Annotated in this window: 10 protein-coding genes; 9 read left to right on the forward strand and 1 reads right to left on the reverse strand. The window is 69.7% G+C overall.

Annotation, left to right across the window (positions count from 1 at the left end):
• Positions 1–109 precede the first annotated feature (109 nt).
• Complete coding sequence (locus tag ACIPRD_RS16545; protein WP_401563635.1) at positions 110–3,376, forward strand: GH92 family glycosyl hydrolase; 3,267 nt, start codon at positions 110–112, stop codon at positions 3,374–3,376.
• A gap of 135 nt (positions 3,377–3,511) precedes the next feature.
• Here the strand turns inward: ACIPRD_RS16545 and ACIPRD_RS16550 are convergent, their stop codons facing one another.
• Positions 3,512–7,255, reverse strand: coding sequence for a GH92 family glycosyl hydrolase (locus ACIPRD_RS16550; protein WP_401563638.1), 3,744 nt, complete (start codon positions 7,253–7,255; stop codon positions 3,512–3,514).
• A 408-nt stretch (positions 7,256–7,663) separates the two neighbouring features.
• On the opposite strand from ACIPRD_RS16550, the gene ngcE reads away from it, so the two are divergent.
• The 8 genes from ngcE to dxs all read left to right on the forward strand — a co-directional run bounded on the left by ngcE (position 7,664) and on the right by dxs (position 18,435).
• On the forward strand, positions 7,664–9,109 hold the full coding sequence (gene ngcE, locus ACIPRD_RS16555) for an N-acetylglucosamine/diacetylchitobiose ABC transporter substrate-binding protein (protein WP_356405846.1): 1,446 nt from the start codon (positions 7,664–7,666) through the stop codon (positions 9,107–9,109).
• Between the two features lie 28 nt (positions 9,110–9,137).
• Positions 9,138–10,064, forward strand: coding sequence for a sugar ABC transporter permease (locus tag ACIPRD_RS16560; RefSeq protein ID WP_356405843.1), 927 nt, complete (start codon positions 9,138–9,140; stop codon positions 10,062–10,064).
• 6 nt (positions 10,065–10,070) lie between these two features.
• A complete protein-coding gene (locus tag ACIPRD_RS16565) occupies positions 10,071–10,997 on the forward strand; it encodes a carbohydrate ABC transporter permease (protein ID WP_356405841.1) in 927 nt (308 codons plus the stop codon).
• 553 nt (positions 10,998–11,550) lie between these two features.
• Positions 11,551–12,762 carry an ROK family transcriptional regulator gene (locus tag ACIPRD_RS16570; RefSeq protein WP_356405838.1) on the forward strand — a complete coding sequence of 404 codons (1,212 nt, stop codon included), beginning with the start codon at positions 11,551–11,553 and terminating at the stop codon, positions 12,760–12,762.
• A 133-nt stretch (positions 12,763–12,895) separates the two neighbouring features.
• Positions 12,896–13,993 carry a sugar ABC transporter substrate-binding protein gene (locus tag ACIPRD_RS16575; RefSeq protein ID WP_356405836.1) on the forward strand — a complete coding sequence of 366 codons (1,098 nt, stop codon included), beginning with the start codon at positions 12,896–12,898 and terminating at the stop codon, positions 13,991–13,993.
• A 179-nt stretch (positions 13,994–14,172) separates the two neighbouring features.
• A complete protein-coding gene (locus ACIPRD_RS16580) occupies positions 14,173–14,964 on the forward strand; it encodes an ATP-binding cassette domain-containing protein (protein WP_356405834.1) in 792 nt (263 codons plus the stop codon).
• Entirely contained in the window at positions 14,961–16,274 is a 1,314-nt protein-coding gene (locus ACIPRD_RS16585; RefSeq protein ID WP_401563642.1) for a sugar ABC transporter permease, read from the forward strand. The genes ACIPRD_RS16580 and ACIPRD_RS16585 overlap by 4 nt, the downstream gene beginning before the upstream one ends.
• Positions 16,275–16,494: 220 nt before the next feature.
• Positions 16,495–18,435, forward strand: a complete 1,941-nt coding sequence (gene dxs / locus ACIPRD_RS16590) for a 1-deoxy-D-xylulose-5-phosphate synthase (protein ID WP_356405832.1) — start codon at positions 16,495–16,497, stop codon at positions 18,433–18,435.
• The last annotated feature ends 59 nt before the right edge of the window (positions 18,436–18,494 follow it).

Consider the following 18,494-nt stretch of genomic DNA (forward strand, 5'->3'; position numbering starts at 1 on the left):
CCGCCCCGGCGTACGCGGTCTTCCGTGGTACCGGTGGCGCACGTTACTGTCCCTGCGGCTTGTGCGACCGGTGGTGCGCGACCCGTCCGTAAGGAGGAAGGGCCGCGTCATGCGTTTTCGTCCCCTGTCCGTGCTGCTCGCCGCGGTGCTCGCGGCCGGCGGCGCCACCCCCGCCCTCGCGGCGAACGCCGCTCCCCCCGAACTGGTCGAGGACCCGACCCCGTACGTCGATCCGCTGATCGGCACCAGCAACGGCGGCGACACCTTCCCCGGTGCCGTCGTGCCCTTCGGCATGCTCTCCTGGAGCCCGGAGAACACCAGAGGCGACGCGACCAGAACCGCCGCACCCGGCGGCTACCAGTACGACGCCACCCGCGTCCGCGGCTTCAGCCTGACCCACATGTCCGGCACCGGCTGCGCGGGCGGCAGCGGCGACATCCCGTTCTTCCCCTACGCGGGCGAGGTCACCTCCTCACCGGCGAGCGACACCAAGGACGCCGTCTACGCCTCGGACTTCAGCCACACCGACGAGACCGCCGAGCCCGGCCACTACAAGGTGGGCCTCGCCTCCGGCGTCACCGCCGACCTGACCGCGACCGCCCGCACGGGCTCGGCCCGCTTCACCTACCCGGCCGGCAAGCCCGCCTCGCTGCTCGTGCGCACCGCCAACTCCGAGGTGGGATCGGAGAACTCGACGGTCACCATCGACCCGGCGACCCGGACCGTCTCCGGCTCGGTCACCTCCGGCAACTTCTGCGGCTACCTCGACCCGGAGGGCCAGCGGTCCTACTACACCCTGTACTTCACCGCACGCTTCGACCGGGACTTCGCCGCCTCCGGCACCTGGCAGGACGACAAGCTCGACCCCGGCTCCACGCAGGCCTCCGGCGGCACCGGCGGCTTCTCGCACGGCGGCCGGCCCGTCGCCGGCAAGGGCGCCGGCGGATACGTCCGCTTCGCACCCGGCACCGGACCGGTGAACGCCAAGGTCGGCATCTCCTACGTCAGCCCGCGTGCCGCCGCCGCGAACCTCAAGGCCGAGAACCCGCCCGGCCGTTCCTTCGACACCGTCCGCGAGGCGGCCCGGGGTGCCTGGCGCGACCGGCTCGGCGCCATCCGCGTCGGCGGCGGCACCGGCGACGAGCGCCGGACCTTCTACACCGCGCTCTACCACTCCCTGCTGCACCCCAACGTCATCAGCGACGCCGACGGCCGCTACCGGGGCGGCGACGGCAAGGTCCACCGGACGGGCCGCGGCCACCGCGCCCAGTACGGCACCTTCTCCGGCTGGGACGTCTACCGCGACCAGGTCCAGTTGCTCACCCTCCTCGACCCGCGCACCGGCTCCGACATCGCGCAGTCGCTGTACGAACTCGCCCGGCAGAACGGCGGGACCTGGGACCGCTGGCTGCACGGCGCGAGCGGCACCCACGTCATGAACGGCGACCCCTCGCCGACCGCGCTGGCCGGCATCCGCGCCTTCGGCGGCACCGGGTTCGACCTCGACGGCGCCCTGGACTCCCTGATCCGCGCGGCCACCGTCCCCACGCCCGCCGACCTGTCCGCGTCCGGCAAGCCGGTGCTGTCGGCCGGGCAGCGGCCCTCGCTCGACAAGTACCTGAAGCTGCACTACATGCCCAGCGTCTCCAACGCCTGGGGCGGCGCCGCCGAGACCCTGGAGATGTCCACCGCCGACTTCTCCCTGTCCCAGCTCGCCCGCGCGGCCGGCCGCAAGGACACCGCCGCCGAGTTCGCCCGCCGCGCCCAGTGGTGGCAGAACAACTTCGACATCGCGGCCGACCCGGGCGGCGGCTACTCCGCCAACCGCAAGGCCGACGGCAGCTGGGTCACCGGCTTCACCCCGGACACCGGCAACGGCTTCGTGGAGGGCAGCGCCGCCCAGTACACCTGGATGGTCCAGCACAACCCCGCCGGCCTGTTCGCCGCGATGGGCGGCACGGACAAGGCCCTCGCGCGGCTCGACTCCTTCTTCCACACCGCCGACGGCGCCTGGGCCTTCACCGGCAACGGCGGCACCAAGTCCGAGCTCGACAACGAGCCCTCGCTCAACGTCCCCTACCTGTACGACTACGCCGGCGCCCCGTACCGGACGCAGGAGACGGTCCGCGCGGCCATGCGGCAGCTGTGGTCGACCCGCCCGGACGGCATCCCCGGCAACGACGACCTCGGCGCGATGTCCGCCTGGTACGTCTTCTCCGCCCTCGGCATGTACCCCCAGGTGCCCTCGCGTGCCGAACTCGTCCTGGCCTCACCGCTGTTCGAGCGCGTGGAGATCAAGCGCCCGCACGGCAACGACATCTCCGTCCGCGCCCGGGGAGCGGCGGCCGACGCGCCCTACGTGCGGTCCCTGAAGGTCGACGGCCGTACCAGCGGCCGTCCCTGGCTGCCCGCCTCCTTCGTGCGGGACGGCGGCCGCCTCGACTACACCCTCGCCACCACCCCGGACCGTACCTGGGGCGCCGGCTCCCCGCCGCCGTCCTTCCGGGAGGGCGAGCAGCCGTACCAGATCGGCGTCGGCCCCACGGCCGCCACCCTCGCGCCCGGCGGGAGCACGAAGGTCGCCATCCGCGCGCTGGCGCTGAACGGCGGCACCGGACCCGAGGTGCGCTTCCGGGTGCGGACCCCGGCCGGTGTCACGGCCGAGCCCGCCGAGGGCACCGTCACCGACGGCTCCCGGGAGGTCACCCTCACCGCGGCCGGTGACGCCCCCCAGGGCTTCGCCACCGCCCAGGTCACGGTGACCTCGGGCGACACCTCCTACGAGCAGCCCGTCTCGCTGACCGTGGCCGCCCCCGGCACCCTGCTCGCCGCCTACAACAGCACCGGCGTCTCCGACGACCAGGGCGACCACGACGAGGCCGACTACGACGGCGGCGGCTGGAGCTACTCCCGCCAGGCCCTCGCCGCCGCCGGCCTCACCCCCGGCACGCGGGACACGGCCGACGGGCTCACCTTCACCTGGCCCGGCTCGCCCGCGGGCCGCGCCGACAACGCCTCGGCCGCCGGCCAGACCGTCGAACTGGCCACCCCGGCCGCCAGGCTGTCCTTCATCGGCAGCGCGGTGAACGGCGACCAGCAGACCAAGGCCACCGTCACCTACACCGACGGCACGACCGGCACCGTCGACCTGTCGTTCACCGACTGGACCGTCGGCGGCGGCGGGGGCAGCGTCCACTACGGCAACCAGGTCGTCGCCAGGACGGCCTACCGCAATGTCGCCGGCGCCGACAAGGACCCGGTGGCCACCTACGTCTTCGCCACCACCCCGTTCACCGCCCCGGCCGGCCGCACGGTCAAGAGCGTCCGCCTCCCCCGGAACACCGACCTCCACGTCTTCGCACTGGCGGTGGGCTGAGCCCGTGCCCGGCGACAGCGTGAGCACGGCATGACCGGGAGCGGGAACTGAGCGCTCCCCAGCGGCACCGCACGGCGAAGGGGCGGACCCGTCCAGGTCCGCCCCTTCTCCGTGCCCCGGGATGTCCCGGGGGCGTCAGGCCAGGAGTTCCACCTCCGCCAGGGTCGACTCGCCGTCCAGCACCAGCCGGTACTTCGCGTACGAGCCCGGTGCGGCGACGGTGAACGCCCGCGTCTGCCGGTCCCACGTGAACGACTCACCGGTGCGGTGGTCGAGCGTCTTCCACGTGGTGCCGTCGGCGGAGCCCTGGAGCGTCCAGCCGGCCGGCGCCCTGGTGTGGTCCGCCGACGAGGTCAGCGTGTACTGGACGGGCTTCACCGCGCCGCTGACGGGGAGGTCCACCGAGGTGACCGTGGCGTCCGTCGCCGAGGTGTTGTCGAACAGGGCGCCGTCGCCCTTCAGGACGTCCGCGCGCGGCGCCGGCACCCTGTCGTCCTGGGTGATGGAGACCGGGGCGGCGTGCTTGCCCGTGCCCCAGGACGAGGGCTTCGGACCCATGCCGAACTCCAGCACCCCGCCCTTGGACAGCAGCGAGTGGGGGAGCGCGGTGGAGTTCCAGGATCGGCCGTCGACCTTCACGCTCTGCACGTACACGTTCTTCGTGCTGTTGCGCGGGGCCTTGATCACCAGATCACGGCCGTTCTCCAGGTGCACGGTCGCCTTCTTGAACAGCGGGGAGCCGATGGCGTACTCGCCGCCGCCCATGACCAGCGGGTAGAAGCCGAGCGAGGAGAACAGGTACCAGGCGGACTGCTCGCCGTTGTCCTCGTCGCCGTGGTAGCCCTGCCCGATCTCGCTGCCGGTGTAGAGGCGGGAGAGCGCCTGGCGGACGTCCGCCTGCGCCTTCCAGGGCTCGCCGGCCGCGTCGTACATGTAGATCACGTGGTGCGCGACCTGGTTGGAGTGGCCGTACATGCCCATCCGGACGTCCCGCGCCTCGGTCATCTCGTGGATGACACCGCCGTAGGAGCCGACGAAGTCCGGCGAGGCGGTCTCCGGGGTGCCGAAGTAGGCGTCGAGCTTGTCGGCGAGGCCCGCGCGGCCGCCGTAGAGGTTGGCCAGGCCCCGGCTGTCCTGCGGGGCGGTGAAGGCGTAGCCCCAGCCGTTGGTCTCCGTGTAGTCGTAACCCCACACGCGCGGGTCGTACTTGGCGGAGTCCACGCGCCAGTTCCCCTGGGCGTCACGGCCCTGGAAGAAGCCCGCCTTGGAGTCGAAGAGCTTCACGTAGTCCTGCGCGCGGTTGAGGAAGTACTGCGACTCCTCCTTGTACCGCTTCACGCCGGTCTTCTTGTACAGCGCCTCGCCCATCTTCGCGATGCCGTAGTCGTTGACGTAACCCTCCATCGCCCACGACAGACCCTCGCCGGTGGCGGTGCTGGTGTAGCCGAGGAAGGGCGAGGTGCTCATGCCCTTGCGGCCGACGCCCGACGACGGGGGCACCACGGTCGCGTTCTTCAGGGCCGCGTCGTACGCCGCCTTCGCGTCGAACTTCACGCCCTTGACGTACGCGTCGGCGAACGCCACGTCGGAGGAGGTGCCGGTCATCAGGTCGGCGTAGCCGGGGGAGGACCAGCGGGAGGTCCAGCCGCCGTCCTTGTACTGCTGGACGAACCCGTCGACCATCTCGCCGGCCTGCGAGGGGGTCAGGAAGGAGTACGCCGGCCAGGTGGTCCGGTAGGTGTCCCAGAAGCCGTTGTTGACGTACACCTTGCCGTCGACGATCTTCGCGCCGGTGTGCGTGGGGGTGTCCGGGCCCGGCATCGCGGAGAACGGGGAGGCGTACCGGTCCTTGCCGTCGACCTTCTCGAAGCCGGAGTTCGGGTACAGGTACAGCCGGTACATGCTGGAGTACAGCGTGGTCAGCTGGTCCTGCGTGGCACCCTCCACCTCGACCTTGCCGAGCAGCTTGTCCCAGGTGTGCCGGGCGTGCGACTTGACCGTGTCGAAGGAGGTGCCGTCCGGGATCTCCTGCGCCAGGTTGGCCTTCGCCTGGTCGATGCCGATCAGCGAGGTGGCCAGGCGCAGGGTGACGGTGCGGTCGGCGCCCGCGTCGAAGCGCAGGTAGCCCTTGACCCCGCTGGAGGAGCCCTCGGTCACCGGCTTGTCGAAGACGCCGTACACGAAGAGCCGGGTGGCGCCCGTGGACAGCCCCGACTTCACGTCGGAGTAGCCGGTGACGACGCCGTGCTCCTTGTCCAGGGTGAGGCCCGCCTGTTCGGTGACGTTGTCGAACAGGACGCTCGCGTCCGCCCCCGGGTAGGTGAATCGCATCACCGCCGCGTGGTCGGTGGGCGTCATCTCGGCCTTCAGCCCGTTCTCGAACCGCACCCCGTAGTAGTACGGCCGCGCGGTCTCGTTCTCGTGCCGGAAGGCCAGCTGCCGTGCCTCGCGGCCGGTCGCCGGGGTGCCGCTCGCGGCCGAGGGCATCAGCTGGAAGGTCTGCCGGTCACCCATCCAGGGGCTGGGTTCGTGGCTCGCGCTGAACGCCTGGACCGTGGGCAGGTTGTCGTCGTTGTTCGCACGTGCGTACTCGTAGAGCCAGCTCAGCGAAGACGCGTTGGTCACCGGCGTCCAGAAGTTGAAGCCGTGCGGGAGCGCGGTCGCGGGGAAGTCGTTGCCGCGCGAGAAGCTGCCGCTGGAGTTGGTGCCGCGGGTGGTCAGCGCGTAGTCCGCCAGGTGGGCCCTGGGCTTCTCCGGGGCCACCGTCTTGAGGGCGACGTCGTCGAGCCAGCCGCGGAACTTCGCGGGGCCGTCGGGGGAGTCGTAGGCCAGCAGGATCCGGTCGACGGTCTTGCCGGCGGCCACCGAGCCGATCGCCGACGACACGTTGTTCCACTGGTTGACGTACAGCACCTTGGCGTCGCCCTGGCCGCGCGCGGTCAGCGGGAAGCCGTGGCTGTCCGTCGCGCCGAGGCCGCTCAGGTAGGTGCCGTCCGTGAAGGCGAGGTCGACGGCCACGTTGGTGGCGTCGTAGTCGCGGTCGCCGTCGGCCATCGAGGGGAAGACACGGTACGACAGACGCGTGTCACGGCCGACCTTCACATCGACGTCGAAGACCTTGTTGTACGAGTACGCGTGCCCGGCCGCGGTGTGCCGGCCGGCGTAGCGCAGCGCCCGCCTGCCGGTGAACCCGGCGCCCGCCTTGGCCGTCGGGGAGCCGCTCGGGCCCTTGTCGACCAGCGACAGCATGTCCTGCGGCACCGGGCCGTTCCCGCCGCCGGTGGAGAACTGCACGTCGGCGATCTGGAGGATGCCGGTCGCGCCGTTGTTCTTCGTCACGTCCAGCCGGAAGTGCTGGTACTCGGCCGGCTCGGCGAGGTCGAACGACCGGGTCTGGAACCGCTCGGTGAAGGACTGGTCCGAGCGGGTGTCGAGCGTCTTCCAGTCCTTGCCGTCGGCGGAGCCCTGGAGCGTCCAGTCCCGCGGGTCGCGCTCGTCGAAGTCGTTGGCCGAGGTGAGCGCGTACGTCACCAGCTTCACGGGCTTGTCGAGGTCGAACTCGGCCCAGCCCGCGGGCTGGAAGGTCAGCCACTTCGTGCCGGGCTCGCCGTCGACGAGGTTCTCCTTCACCTCGCCCGCGCCCGCGTTCTCGCCGTTCGCCCGGACCTCGGTCACATGGTCGGTGACGTTGCCCGGGATGCCGGTGCTGTAGCCGCCGTCCACGCCCGAGGCGCGCTTGGAGCCGTCCGGTGCCGTGTCGACGGTGTTCAGCCAGTCGGGCGCCGGATCGCCCGTCTCGAACGAGGATGCGAACTGCCCGCCGGCCGCCGGTGCCCTGGCCGGCAGGGCCACGGCGGCGCCCTGTGCCCCTGCGGCCATGACAAAAGCGGCCGCGAGGACGACCGCCGGAGCCCATCTGTGCCGAGTTCTCCGCTGCATCTGCGGATTCCCCTCCTGCCCCCTCTGGACAACGTTGTCAACTTCGATGCGCAGGAACAAGTAGGTGGCCAAGTGACCGGTGATGTCAAGGGTGTTGGGTGTGGCATTCAGGGGCCTATGTCGGAAGATTTTTCCGGGGGTGCGCACAGGCCGCCCATATTTCCGCGAGGTCTCAACTCGGAAAAGACCGGCGGTCAACCTTGCATTCGATCTTGCCCGGCCGGGCGCAAGTGGACTATACCTGTCGGCGTTTCCAGCATGACCCAGCACGACCCAGCACGACCCGACCGCGGTGCCGGGGAGGATCCGGTTCACCGCCTGAGTCCTGGAGAAGGCGAGGACTTGAGCATGGGATCCACTGCGCACCACGGTGGCGACGGCGTAGGCCGCCGTGATCTGATCAAGCGGTCCGCCGCGCTCGGCCTGGTGGCCGCGCCCGGCATGGGCCTGCTGTCCGCCTGCGCGAGCAGCGGCGGCGACGGACAGGACAAGGCCAAGTCCGGCAAGAAGACCGCGAAGAACCCGCTCGGCGTCAACGACAGCGCCAAGATGGAGTTCGTGCTCTTCGACGGCGGCTTCGGCAAGGAGTACGCCCAGGACGCCGTCAAGATCTACGAGAAGGACTTCCCCAAGGCCACGGTGAAGTTCGCGGCCACCCAGAAGATCCAGTCCACCCTCCAGCCCCGCTTCAACCAGGGCAACCCGCCGGACCTCATCGACAACTCCGGCGCCGAGCAGATGGACATGGGCGTCCTCGTCGGCAAGAACCAGCTGGCTGACCTCACCCCGCTGCTGGACGCGCCGTCGTTCGACGACCCGGCCAAGAAGGTCCGCGACACGCTGCGCCCCGGCATCGTGGAGATGGGCCAGTTCGACGGCGACCCGGTCTGGATCATGTACTACGCCTACACGGTCTACGGCGTCTGGTACTCGCAGAAGGCCCTGGACTCGCTGGACGAGAAGTACCCCGAGACCTGGGACGAGATGCTCAAGGTCTGCGCCAAGGCCAAGAAGAAGGGCATGGCGGGCTGGACCTACGCGGGCAAGTACCCGTACTACATCCCGTTCTCCCTGTACCCGATGATCGGCAAGGTCGGCGGCCGCGAGGTGCTGGACGCCATCGACAACCTGGAGCCGAACGCCTGGAAGCACCCGGCCGTCAAGGCGTGTTTCGAGGCGTACTACGAGCTGTACAAGAAGGGCTACGTCCTCAAGGGCACCCCCGGCCTGGACCACATCCAGTCGCAGACCGCGTGGGCCAAGGGCGAGGCGCTGTTCATCCCGAACGGCTCCTGGGTGGAGAACGAGTCGGCGAACGTCATCCCCGCCGACTTCGACCTCGCCGTCTCCGCGCCGACCGGCATCGACAGCTCCGACAAGCTGCCGTTCGGCACCATCTGGGCCTCCGGCGGTGAGCCCTTCGTCGTCCCGGCCAAGGCCGCGAACGCCGCGGGCGGCATGGAGCAGCTGCGCATCATGCTCTCCGAGGCCTCGTCCAAGAACTTCACCGCCAAGGTGAAGTCGCTGACCGCCTTCAACGGCGGCACCACCGGCATCAGCCTCACCCCGGGCCTGAAGTCGGGTGTGGCGGCGCTGGACAAGGCCGGCTCCAACGTGGTGAACCCGCGGCTCCAGGACTGGTACGTCCAGCTCGAGAAGGAGAAGATCGGCGTCGCCGGTCTGGGCGAGATGATGGCCGGCCGTCTGACCCCGGCCGAGGCCGTCAAGAAGATCCAGGGCTTCGCCGACGAGGCGGCCAAGGACACCTCGATCAAGCACTACAAGCACCAGTAACCAGCACCCTGACAGCACCGGAGTGGCGATGCAGCACGGCAAGTACCGGTTCATTGTGGGGTTTCTGGCAGTACCCCTCGGACTGTACGCGCTCTTCGTGGTGTGGCCGTTCATCCAGTCCGTGTACTACTCGTTCACGGACTGGACAGGCCTGAGCCCCGAATTCAAGATGGTCGGCTTCGACAACTACAAGAGGATGTGGAACGACGACATCTTCTGGAAGTCGCTGCAGCACAGCCTGCTCTTCGCTCTGGTGCTGCCACTGGTGACACTGAGTCTGGCGCTGTTCTTCGCCTTCATGATCAATGTGGGCGGTCGGCGCAGAAGGGGCGGCCCCGTGATCTCCGGGGTCCGGGGCTCCTCCTTCTACAAAATCGTCTATTTCTTCCCCCAGGTGCTGTCGATCGCGATCGTCTCGCTGCTTTTCGCGTTCGCCTACAACCCGGACAGCGGCGCGATCAACTCACTGCTGCGCGGCATCGGGCTCGACAGCGTCCAGCCGCTGTGGCTGGGTGACCCGAGCCTCGCGCTGTGGTGCGTGATGGCGGTCCTGGTCTGGTCCTCCGTCGGCTTCTTCGTGGTCCTGTTCTCGGCCGGCATGGCCTCGATCCCGGCCGAGCTGTACGAGGCGGCCCTGCTGGACGGCGCCGGCCGCTTCACCACCTTCTTCCGCGTCACCCTGCCGCTGCTCTGGGACACCGTGCAGTCCGGCTGGGTCTACATGGGCATCCTGGCGCTCGGCGCCGAGTCGTTCGCGGTCGTCCAGATCATGACGACCGGTCCGGGCGGGCCCGACTACTCGACCACCGTGATGGTCCTGTACGTGTACCAGAAGGCGTTCCGGGACGGTCAGGCCGCCTACGCCACCACCATCGGCGTCGCCCTGCTCGTCGTCACGCTCGCGTTCGCGGCGATCGTGATGCGGCTGGGCCGTCGCGAGCGCCTGGAGTTCTGAGAAGCCATGAAGACGACCGAGACCCCCGCCCCGCTGCCGGCCGAGCCGGGCCCGGCCATCGCCAAGGCCGACGTACGGCCGGCGCGGCCCGGCGGCACGCGGAAGAGGGAGGGACACGTCCTCAACGTGTTCTCCCACGGCATGCTGATCCTGTGGGCCTTCATGGTGGCGCTTCCGCTGCTGTGGGCGGTGATGACGTCCTTCAAGGACGACAGCTCCATCTTCGGCTCGCCCTGGGCCCTGCCGGACAAGCTGCACTTCGACAACTGGTCGCGGGCCTGGACCCAGGCCAACATGAGCGACTACTTCCTCAACACCATCCTGGTGGTGGGCGGTTCGCTGATCGGGACGCTGGTGCTGGGCTCCATGGCGGCCTACGTCCTCGCCCGCTTCGACTTCCCCGGCAACCGCTTCATCTACTACCTGTTCGTCGGCGGCATGAGCTTCCCGATCATGCTGGCGCTGGTCCCGCTGTTCTACGTGGTGAACAACATGGGGCTGCTGAACACGATCCACGGCCTGATCCTGGTGTACATCGCCTATTCGCTGCCGTTCACCGTGTTCTTCCTGACGGCGTTCTTCCGCACGCTGCCCACCTCGGTGGCGGAAGCGGCCTTCGTCGACGGCGCCTCGCACACCCGTACGTTCTTCCAGATCATGCTGCCCATGGCCAAGCCGGGCCTGATCAGCGTCGGGATCTTCAACTTCCTGGGGCAGTGGAACCAGTACATGCTGCCCACGGTCCTGAACACCGACCCCGACAAGCGCGTCCTCACCCAGGGCCTGGTCCAGCTCGCCGCGAGCCAGGGCTACAAGGGCGACTGGTCCGGACTCTTCGCCGGCCTGGTGATGGCGATGCTGCCGGTCCTCGCGGCCTACATCGTCTTCCAGCGTCAGGTGGTGGCGGGGCTGACGGCGGGAGCGCTGAAGTAGCGGTGGCGGCCGCGTCCCGCCGTACCCGGGGCGCGGCCGTACGGCCACCGGCCGCGGTCCCCGACGACGAGGGACCGCGGCCGGTGACGGTACCGTCACCGGCCGGCACCGGGCCCGAGCGGTTCCGCCGCCCGGCCGGCACCGCGGGCCGCCCGTCGCCCGCGCCGCCCCGGAGCCGCCTCTCTTCGCAGTCGTGATTCGCACCCGGGTGATCTCCTCCCTGGTCACAACCCGGTCACGGCGCGGGCCCGGATTCCGCGCCTGAACGATCACCCCGCCCCCGGTCCACCGCTTCTCCGCACCCCGGAACCCCCGCTGCCACGGCCCCCGTAGAAGGGTTTCCGCCCAGCTCGGGAACGGCCCGAGGGGGTCCGGGAGGGGGGTGCGGCGGGGCCGGGGACGTGAGAGCGATTTCCGTCAAGGACTTGACTGCGGTAACCCGTTCAGCAGAGCTTGGAGTTCATAACTTGTAAGTGGCCCCGGTTCCGCGGATGTGACCTGGGCCACGGGCGGCAGTGAGGCCGCCCGGCCGATGGCGGGAGTGGATGAGTCGATGGAGACTCCGGGGTCGCAGTCGTCGCTGCACCGAGCCAACCTGGAGCGAGTCGTACGGGCCGTGCGGCTTGCCGGGTCGCTCACGCAGGCGGAGATCGCACGGACGACCGGCCTGTCCGCCGCGACGGTCTCGAACATCGTGCGGGAGCTGAAGGACGGCGGAACCGTCGAGGTCACGCCCACGTCGGCCGGTGGCCGGCGGGCCCGGAGCGTCAGCCTGAGCGGGGACGCCGGCATCGTGATCGGCATCGACTTCGGGCATGCCCATCTGCGCGTCGCGATCGGGAACCTCGCCCACCAGGTGCTGGCCGAGGAGTCCGAGCCGCTGGACGTCGACGCCTCCGCCGCGCAGGGCTTCGACCGCGCCGAGGAGCTGGTCGGACGCCTGATCGAGGCCACCGGCGTGGACCGGTCCAAGGTGGCCGGTGTCGGCCTCGGCGTGCCCGGTCCGATCGACGTGGAGTCGGGCACCCTCGGCTCGACGGCGATCCTGCCGGGCTGGAGCGGCGCCAAGCCCGCCGAGGAGCTCTACGACCGGCTCGGCGTGCCCGTCCACGTGGACAACGACGCAAATCTCGGCGCCCTCGGCGAGCTGGTCTGGGGCAGCGGCAGAGGGGTGCGCGATCTCGCGTACATCAAGGTCGCCAGCGGCGTCGGCGCCGGTCTGGTGATCAACGGGATGATCTACCGGGGCCCCGGCGGCACGGCAGGCGAGATCGGGCACATCACCCTCGACGAGGCCGGCCCGGTGTGCCGCTGCGGCAACCGCGGCTGCCTGGAGACCTTCACCGCCGCCCGGTACGTGCTCCCGCTGCTCCAGCCCGGTCACGGCAAGGACCTGACCATGGAGGGCGTCGTACGGCTCGCCAGGGAGGGCGATCCGGGCTGCCGCCGGGTCATCGCCGACGTCGGCCGTCACATCGGCAGCGGCGTGGCCAATCTCTGCAATCTGCTGAACCCCAGCCGGGTGGTCCTGGGGGGCGACCTCGCCGAGGCCGGGGAGCTGGTCCTGGGGCCCATCAGGGAGTCCGTCGGGCGCTACGCCATCCCGAGCGCCGCGCGTCAACTGTCCGTACTCCCAGGGGCACTTGGGGGGCGCGCCGAGGTGCTCGGGGCGCTCGCCCTCGCACTGAGCGAGATGGGTGATTCCACCCTTCTTGACGGATCCGCCGCCGAGGCTCTTCCGGCGATCGCGCCTGCCTTCACTTAGATAACGAATGGCACCGTTGCCATCTCGTTAAGTATTTACTTCTTGACGTCGAACTCGCGGCCGAGTTGACTTCCAGCCACCTCGGCCGCAACGACGCGGCCTCGTCAGGGAGGTTTCTGTAGTGAACACGCGTATGCGTCGTGCTGCTTTCGCCGTTGCCGCCGGTGCGATGGCCGTCTCGCTGGCTGCCTGTGGCAGCGCCAAGGAGTCCAGCGGCAAGTCCGCGGGCACCAGCTCCACCAAGAAGGGCGACGCGATCAAGGTCGGTCTCCTGCTCCCGGAGAACCAGACCGCGCGTTACGAGAAGTTCGACTACCCGCTGATCAAGGCGAAGGTCGCCGAGCTCACGCACGGCAAGGGCGAGGTCGTCTACGCCAATGCCAAGCAGGACGCGAGCACCCAGAGCCAGCAGGTCGACACGATGATCACCAACAAGGTGGACGTCCTGATCGTCGACGCTGTGGACTCGGCCGCCATCAAGGCCTCGGTCGACAAGGCGAAGGGCGCCGGCATCCCGGTCGTGGCCTACGACCGTCTGGCCCAGGGCCCGATCGACGCCTACACCTCGTTCGACAACGAGACCGTCGGCAAGACCCAGGGTGAGGCCCTGCTCAAGGCCCTCGGCTCCAAGGCGAAGTCCGGCAAGATCGTCATGATGAACGGCTCGCCCACCGACCCCAACGCCGGTCAGTTCAAGAAGGGCGCCCACGAGGTGCTCGACGGCAAGGTCAACGTCGGCAAGGAGTACGACACCGTCGACTGGAAGCCGGAGAACGCCAACTCCAACATGGAGGGCGCGATCTCGGCGATCGGCAAGAAGAAGATCATCGGCGTCTACTCCGCCAACGACGGCATGGCCGGCGGTATCATCACCGCCCTCAAGTCCGCCGGCATCAAGGTCCCGGTCACCGGCCAGGACGCCGAGCTCGCGGGTGTGCAGCGCATCATCTCCGGTGAGCAGTACATGAGCGTCTACAAGCCCTACGCGCCGGAGGCCACCGCCGCCGCCGAGATGGCCGTCTCGCTCGCCCAGGGCAAGTCGCTCGACTCCGTCGCCAAGGACAAGGTCGACAGCCCCACCACCAAGGGTGTTCCGTCGGTACTCGTCCCGGTCACCTCGCTGACCAAGGACAACATCAAGGACACCGTCATCAAGGACGGCGTCTACAAGGCCAGCGACATCTGCACCGCGGCCTACGCGAAGGCCTGCAAGGCGATCGGCCTCCAGTAATCACCGCAAGTCTCTTTCCACGCACGGGAATTCGTCCTTGAATTCCCTAGTGGAACTTGCGCGCTGAAAACTCCTCCGGCGCCCCGCGTTCAACAGCCCCGCAGACTGGCGGGGCGCCGGACGGAACACCCCTCACCAAACTTCTGCACAACCTCCCGCCGGGTCAGGCGGCGAAGGAGATGGTTCACGTGTCCGCTACGCCTGTCCTGGCGTTGCGCGGGGTCTCGAAGCGGTTCGGTGCCGTTCAGGTGCTCACCGACGTAGAGCTCGAGATCCACGCAGGTGAAGTGGTCGCCCTGGTCGGCGACAACGGAGCCGGTAAGTCGACGCTGGTCAAGACGATCGCCGGCGTCCACCCCATCGACGAGGGTGTCATCGAGTGGGACGGCAACGCCGTCCAGATCAACAAGCCGCACGACGCCCAGAACCTGGGCATCGCGACCGTCTACCAGGACCTCGCGCTGTGCGACAACATCGATGTCGTCGGAAACCTCTTCCTGGGACGCGAGCTGAAGAAGCGCGGCGCCCTGGACGAGGTCGAGATGGAGCGCCGCTCCCGCGAGCTGCTGGACACGCTGTCCATCCGCATCCCCAGCGTCCGCATCCCGATCGCCGCTCTGTCCGGCGGTCAGCGCCAGACCGTGGCGATCGCCCGTTCGATGCTCGGCGAGCCCAAGCTCGTCATCCTCGACGAGCCCACCGCCGCCCTCGGTGTCGAGCAGACCGCCCAGGTCCTCGACCTGGTCGAGCGGCTGCGCGAGCGCGGCCACGCCGTGATCCTCATCAGCCACAACATGGCTGACGTGAAGGCCGTGGCCGACAAGGTCGCCGTCCTGCGCCTCGGGCGCAACAACGGCGTCTTCGAGGTCAAGTCGACCTCGCACGAAGAGATCATCTCCGCCATCACGGGCGCCACGGACAACGCCGTGACCCGTCGTGCGGCGCGCACCAACGGGGAGGCTCAGAAGTGAGCATCGACAAGACCTCCGAGAGCCCCGAGACCGTCGAGGCCGCCCCGGCCGCCGACACCGTCACGGAGTCCGCGGTGCCCGCCAAGACGGCCCTCGCGGTCGACCCCCGCCTGCTCGTCCGCGAGCAGGGCTTCGCCGGCTACCTCGGCGAGTTCAAGCGCAAGATGAAGGCCGGTGACCTGGGTTCCATCCCGGTCGTCGTCGGTCTGGTCGTCATCTGGGCGATCTTCGCGAGCCTGAACGCCAACTTCCTCACCGCCGGCAACCTCTCCGACATCTCCGTGGCCATGGTCGGCACGGGCATGATCGCGGTCGGCATCGTCTTCGTGCTGCTGCTCGGCGAGATCGACCTGTCGGCCGGTTCCGTCTCCGGCGTCGCGAGCGCGGTCTTCGCCGTCTCGAACGTCAACAACGGCATGAACGAATGGGTGGCCCTGCTGCTGGCCATCCTCACCGGCACGGCGGCCGGCGCGATCCACGGCTTCGTGTTCGCGCGCATCGGCGTCCCCTCCTTCGCCGTCACGCTGGCCGGTCTGCTGTTCTGGAACGGCTTCATGCTGAAGGTCCTGGGCAGCAACGGCACGATCAACCTGGACAGCGAGGGCATCGTCGCCAAGCTGACCACGTACTACTTCAGCGACGTCGCCGCCGCCTACGGGCTCGCCGTCGTCGTGACGGCCGGGTACTTCCTCACCTCGTTCTTCGAGAACCGCCGCCGCGAGGCCGCGGGAGTGCCGTCCCGTCCGCTCAGCGAGACCATCGCCCGCACCGCGCTGCTCGCGGTCGTCGTCTTCGCCGTGGCGGCCGTCTTCAACCAGTACAAGGGTCTGCCGCTGGCCGTCGTGCTCTTCCTGGCGGTCCTGCTGATCACGGACTTCATCCTGCGCCGTACCTCGTACGGCCGTAAGGTCTTCGCGCTCGGCGGCAACGTCGAGGCCGCCCGGCGTGCCGGTATCAACGTGACCCTGGTCCGGGTCTCGGTCTTCGCGATCTCCGGCACCTTCGCCGCGATCGGCGGTCTGTTCATCGCCTCGAAGATCGCCTCCGCCAACCAGGGCGCCGGCGCCGGCGACCTGCTGATGAACGCCATCGCGGCGGCCGTCATCGGCGGCACCAGCCTCTTCGGTGGCCGCGGCCGCACCTGGAACGCCCTCCTCGGCGTCCTGGTGATCGTCTCGATCCAGTACGGCCTCGCCCTCCAGGGCATCGCCGCTCCGATCCAGTACATGATCACCGGTGGTGTGCTCCTCGCCACGGTCATCATCGACGCGGTCACCCGCAAGACCCAGAAGACGGCGGGGCGCGCGTAGCGCTCCCGCGGTTCCCCCGCAGGGCGTGGTGCGCCCGCGTGGCCGGTCCGCCGGGACCGGCCACGCGGCGCCCCGCGCCCCGGGTGGGCGCACGTGCCCGGTGCCTTTCCAGGCGCCGGGCATCTTCGTGTCCTACACCCGGGCACCGGCGATCAAGCCGGAATATTAGACTCATCCATCCCGGCAAAAGCTCGATCAGCTCTACTGCAAGGAGGCACGGGTGCCGCTGCTGACCCGCATCAGGGGACCGCGCGATCTGGACCGGCTCAGCCTGGAGGAGCTGAACCAGCTGGCGGAGGAGATCCGGACCTTCCTCGTCGACGCCGTTTCCAAGACCGGCGGCCACCTCGGCCCCAACCTCGGTGTGGTCGAGCTGACCATCGCCCTGCACCGGGTCTTCGAGTCCCCGAAGGACAAGGTGCTCTGGGACACGGGCCACCAGTCCTACGTGCACAAGCTGCTCACCGGCCGGCAGGACTTCTCCCGGCTGAAGATGAAGGGCGGCCTCTCCGGCTACCCGGCGCAGGGCGAGTCCGAGCACGACGTCATCGAGAACAGCCACGCCTCCACGGTGCTCGGCTGGGCCGACGGCATCGCCAAGGCCAACGAGCTGCACCGGCGCGACAGCCGTGTCGTCGCCGTCATCGGTGACGGCGCCCTGACCGGCGGTATGGCCTGGGAGGCGCTGAACAACATCGCCGACGCCAAGGACCGTCCGCTGGTCATCGTGGTCAACGACAACGAGCGGTCGTACGCGCCCACCATCGGCGGCCTCGCCAACCACCTGGCCACCCTGCGCACCACCGACGGCTACGAGCGCTTCCTCGCCCGCGGCAAGGACTTCCTGGAGCGCACCCCGGTCGTCGGCCGCCCGCTCTACGAGACCCTGCACGGCGCCAAGAAGGGCCTGAAGGACTTCATCGCCCCGCAGGGCATGTTCGAGGACCTCGGCCTGAAGTACGTCGGCCCGATCGACGGCCACGACATCGAGGCGCTGGAGTCCGCGCTGACCCGCGCCAAGCGCTTCGGCGGCCCGGTCATCGTGCACTGCCTGACCGAGAAGGGCCGCGGCTACCAGCCCGCCCTCCAGGACGAGGCCGACCGCTTCCACGGCATCGGCCCCATCCACCCCGACACCGGCCTGCCGGTCAAGGCCGCGGGCGCCGACTGGACCTCCGTGTTCGGCGACGAGATGGTCAAGCTGGGCGAGGAGCGCGAGGACATCGTCGCCATCACGGCGGCCATGCTCCAGCCGGTGGGCCTGGACCGGTTCGCCAAGCGCTTCCCGGACCGCGTCTACGACGTCGGCATCGCCGAGCAGCACGGTGCCGTCTCCGCCGCCGGTCTGGCGCACGGCGGGGTGCACCCCGTCTTCGCGGTGTACGCCACCTTCCTCAACCGCGCCTTCGACCAGGTCCTGATGGACGTGGCCCTGCACAAGTGCGGCGTGACCTTCGTGCTGGACCGGGCCGGTGTCACCGGCACCGACGGCGCCTCCCACAACGGCATGTGGGACATGTCGATCCTCCAGGTCGTCCCCGGCCTGCGGCTGGCCGCCCCGCGCGACGCCGACCAGGTCCGCGCCCAGCTGCGCGAGGCCGTCGCCGTCGACGACGCGCCGACCGTGGTCCGCTTCTCCAAGGGCGCCGTCGGCCCCGCCGTACCGGCCGTGGGCCAGGTCGGCGGCATGGACGTGCTGCGCGAGCCGGGCACGGACACCCCGGACGTGCTGCTGGTCTCGGTGGGCGCCCTCGCCCCGATGTGCCTGGAGATCGCCGGCCTGCTCGACAAGCAGGGCATCTCCACCACCGTGGTCGACCCGCGCTGGGTCAAGCCCGTCGACGAGGCCATGGCCCCGCTCGCCGAGCGCCACCGGGTGGTCGTCACCGTCGAGGACAACAGCCGTGTCGGCGGCGTCGGCTCCGCGATCGCCCAGGCCCTGCGCGACGCGGGCGTGGACGTGCCGCTGCGCGACTTCGGCATCCCGCCGCGCTTCCTCGACCACGCCTCCCGCGCCGAGGTCATGGCCGAGATCGGCCTGACCGCCCCGGACATCGCCCGCCAGGTCACCGGTCTGGTCGCGAAGCTCGACGGCCGGCTGGACGGCAAGTTCGACGCCACGTCCACCGTGGTGGACCCGGTGGAGCCCGCGCGCGACTGACGCCACCGCAGAAGGTCCCCGAAAGGGCCGGTCCCGCCCCGTTTCCAGGTGGCGGAACC

Origin of the sequence: Streptomyces sp. NPDC090108 (assembly GCF_044747185.1) — a bacterium.
Lineage (GTDB): Bacteria > Actinomycetota > Actinomycetes > Streptomycetales > Streptomycetaceae > Streptomyces.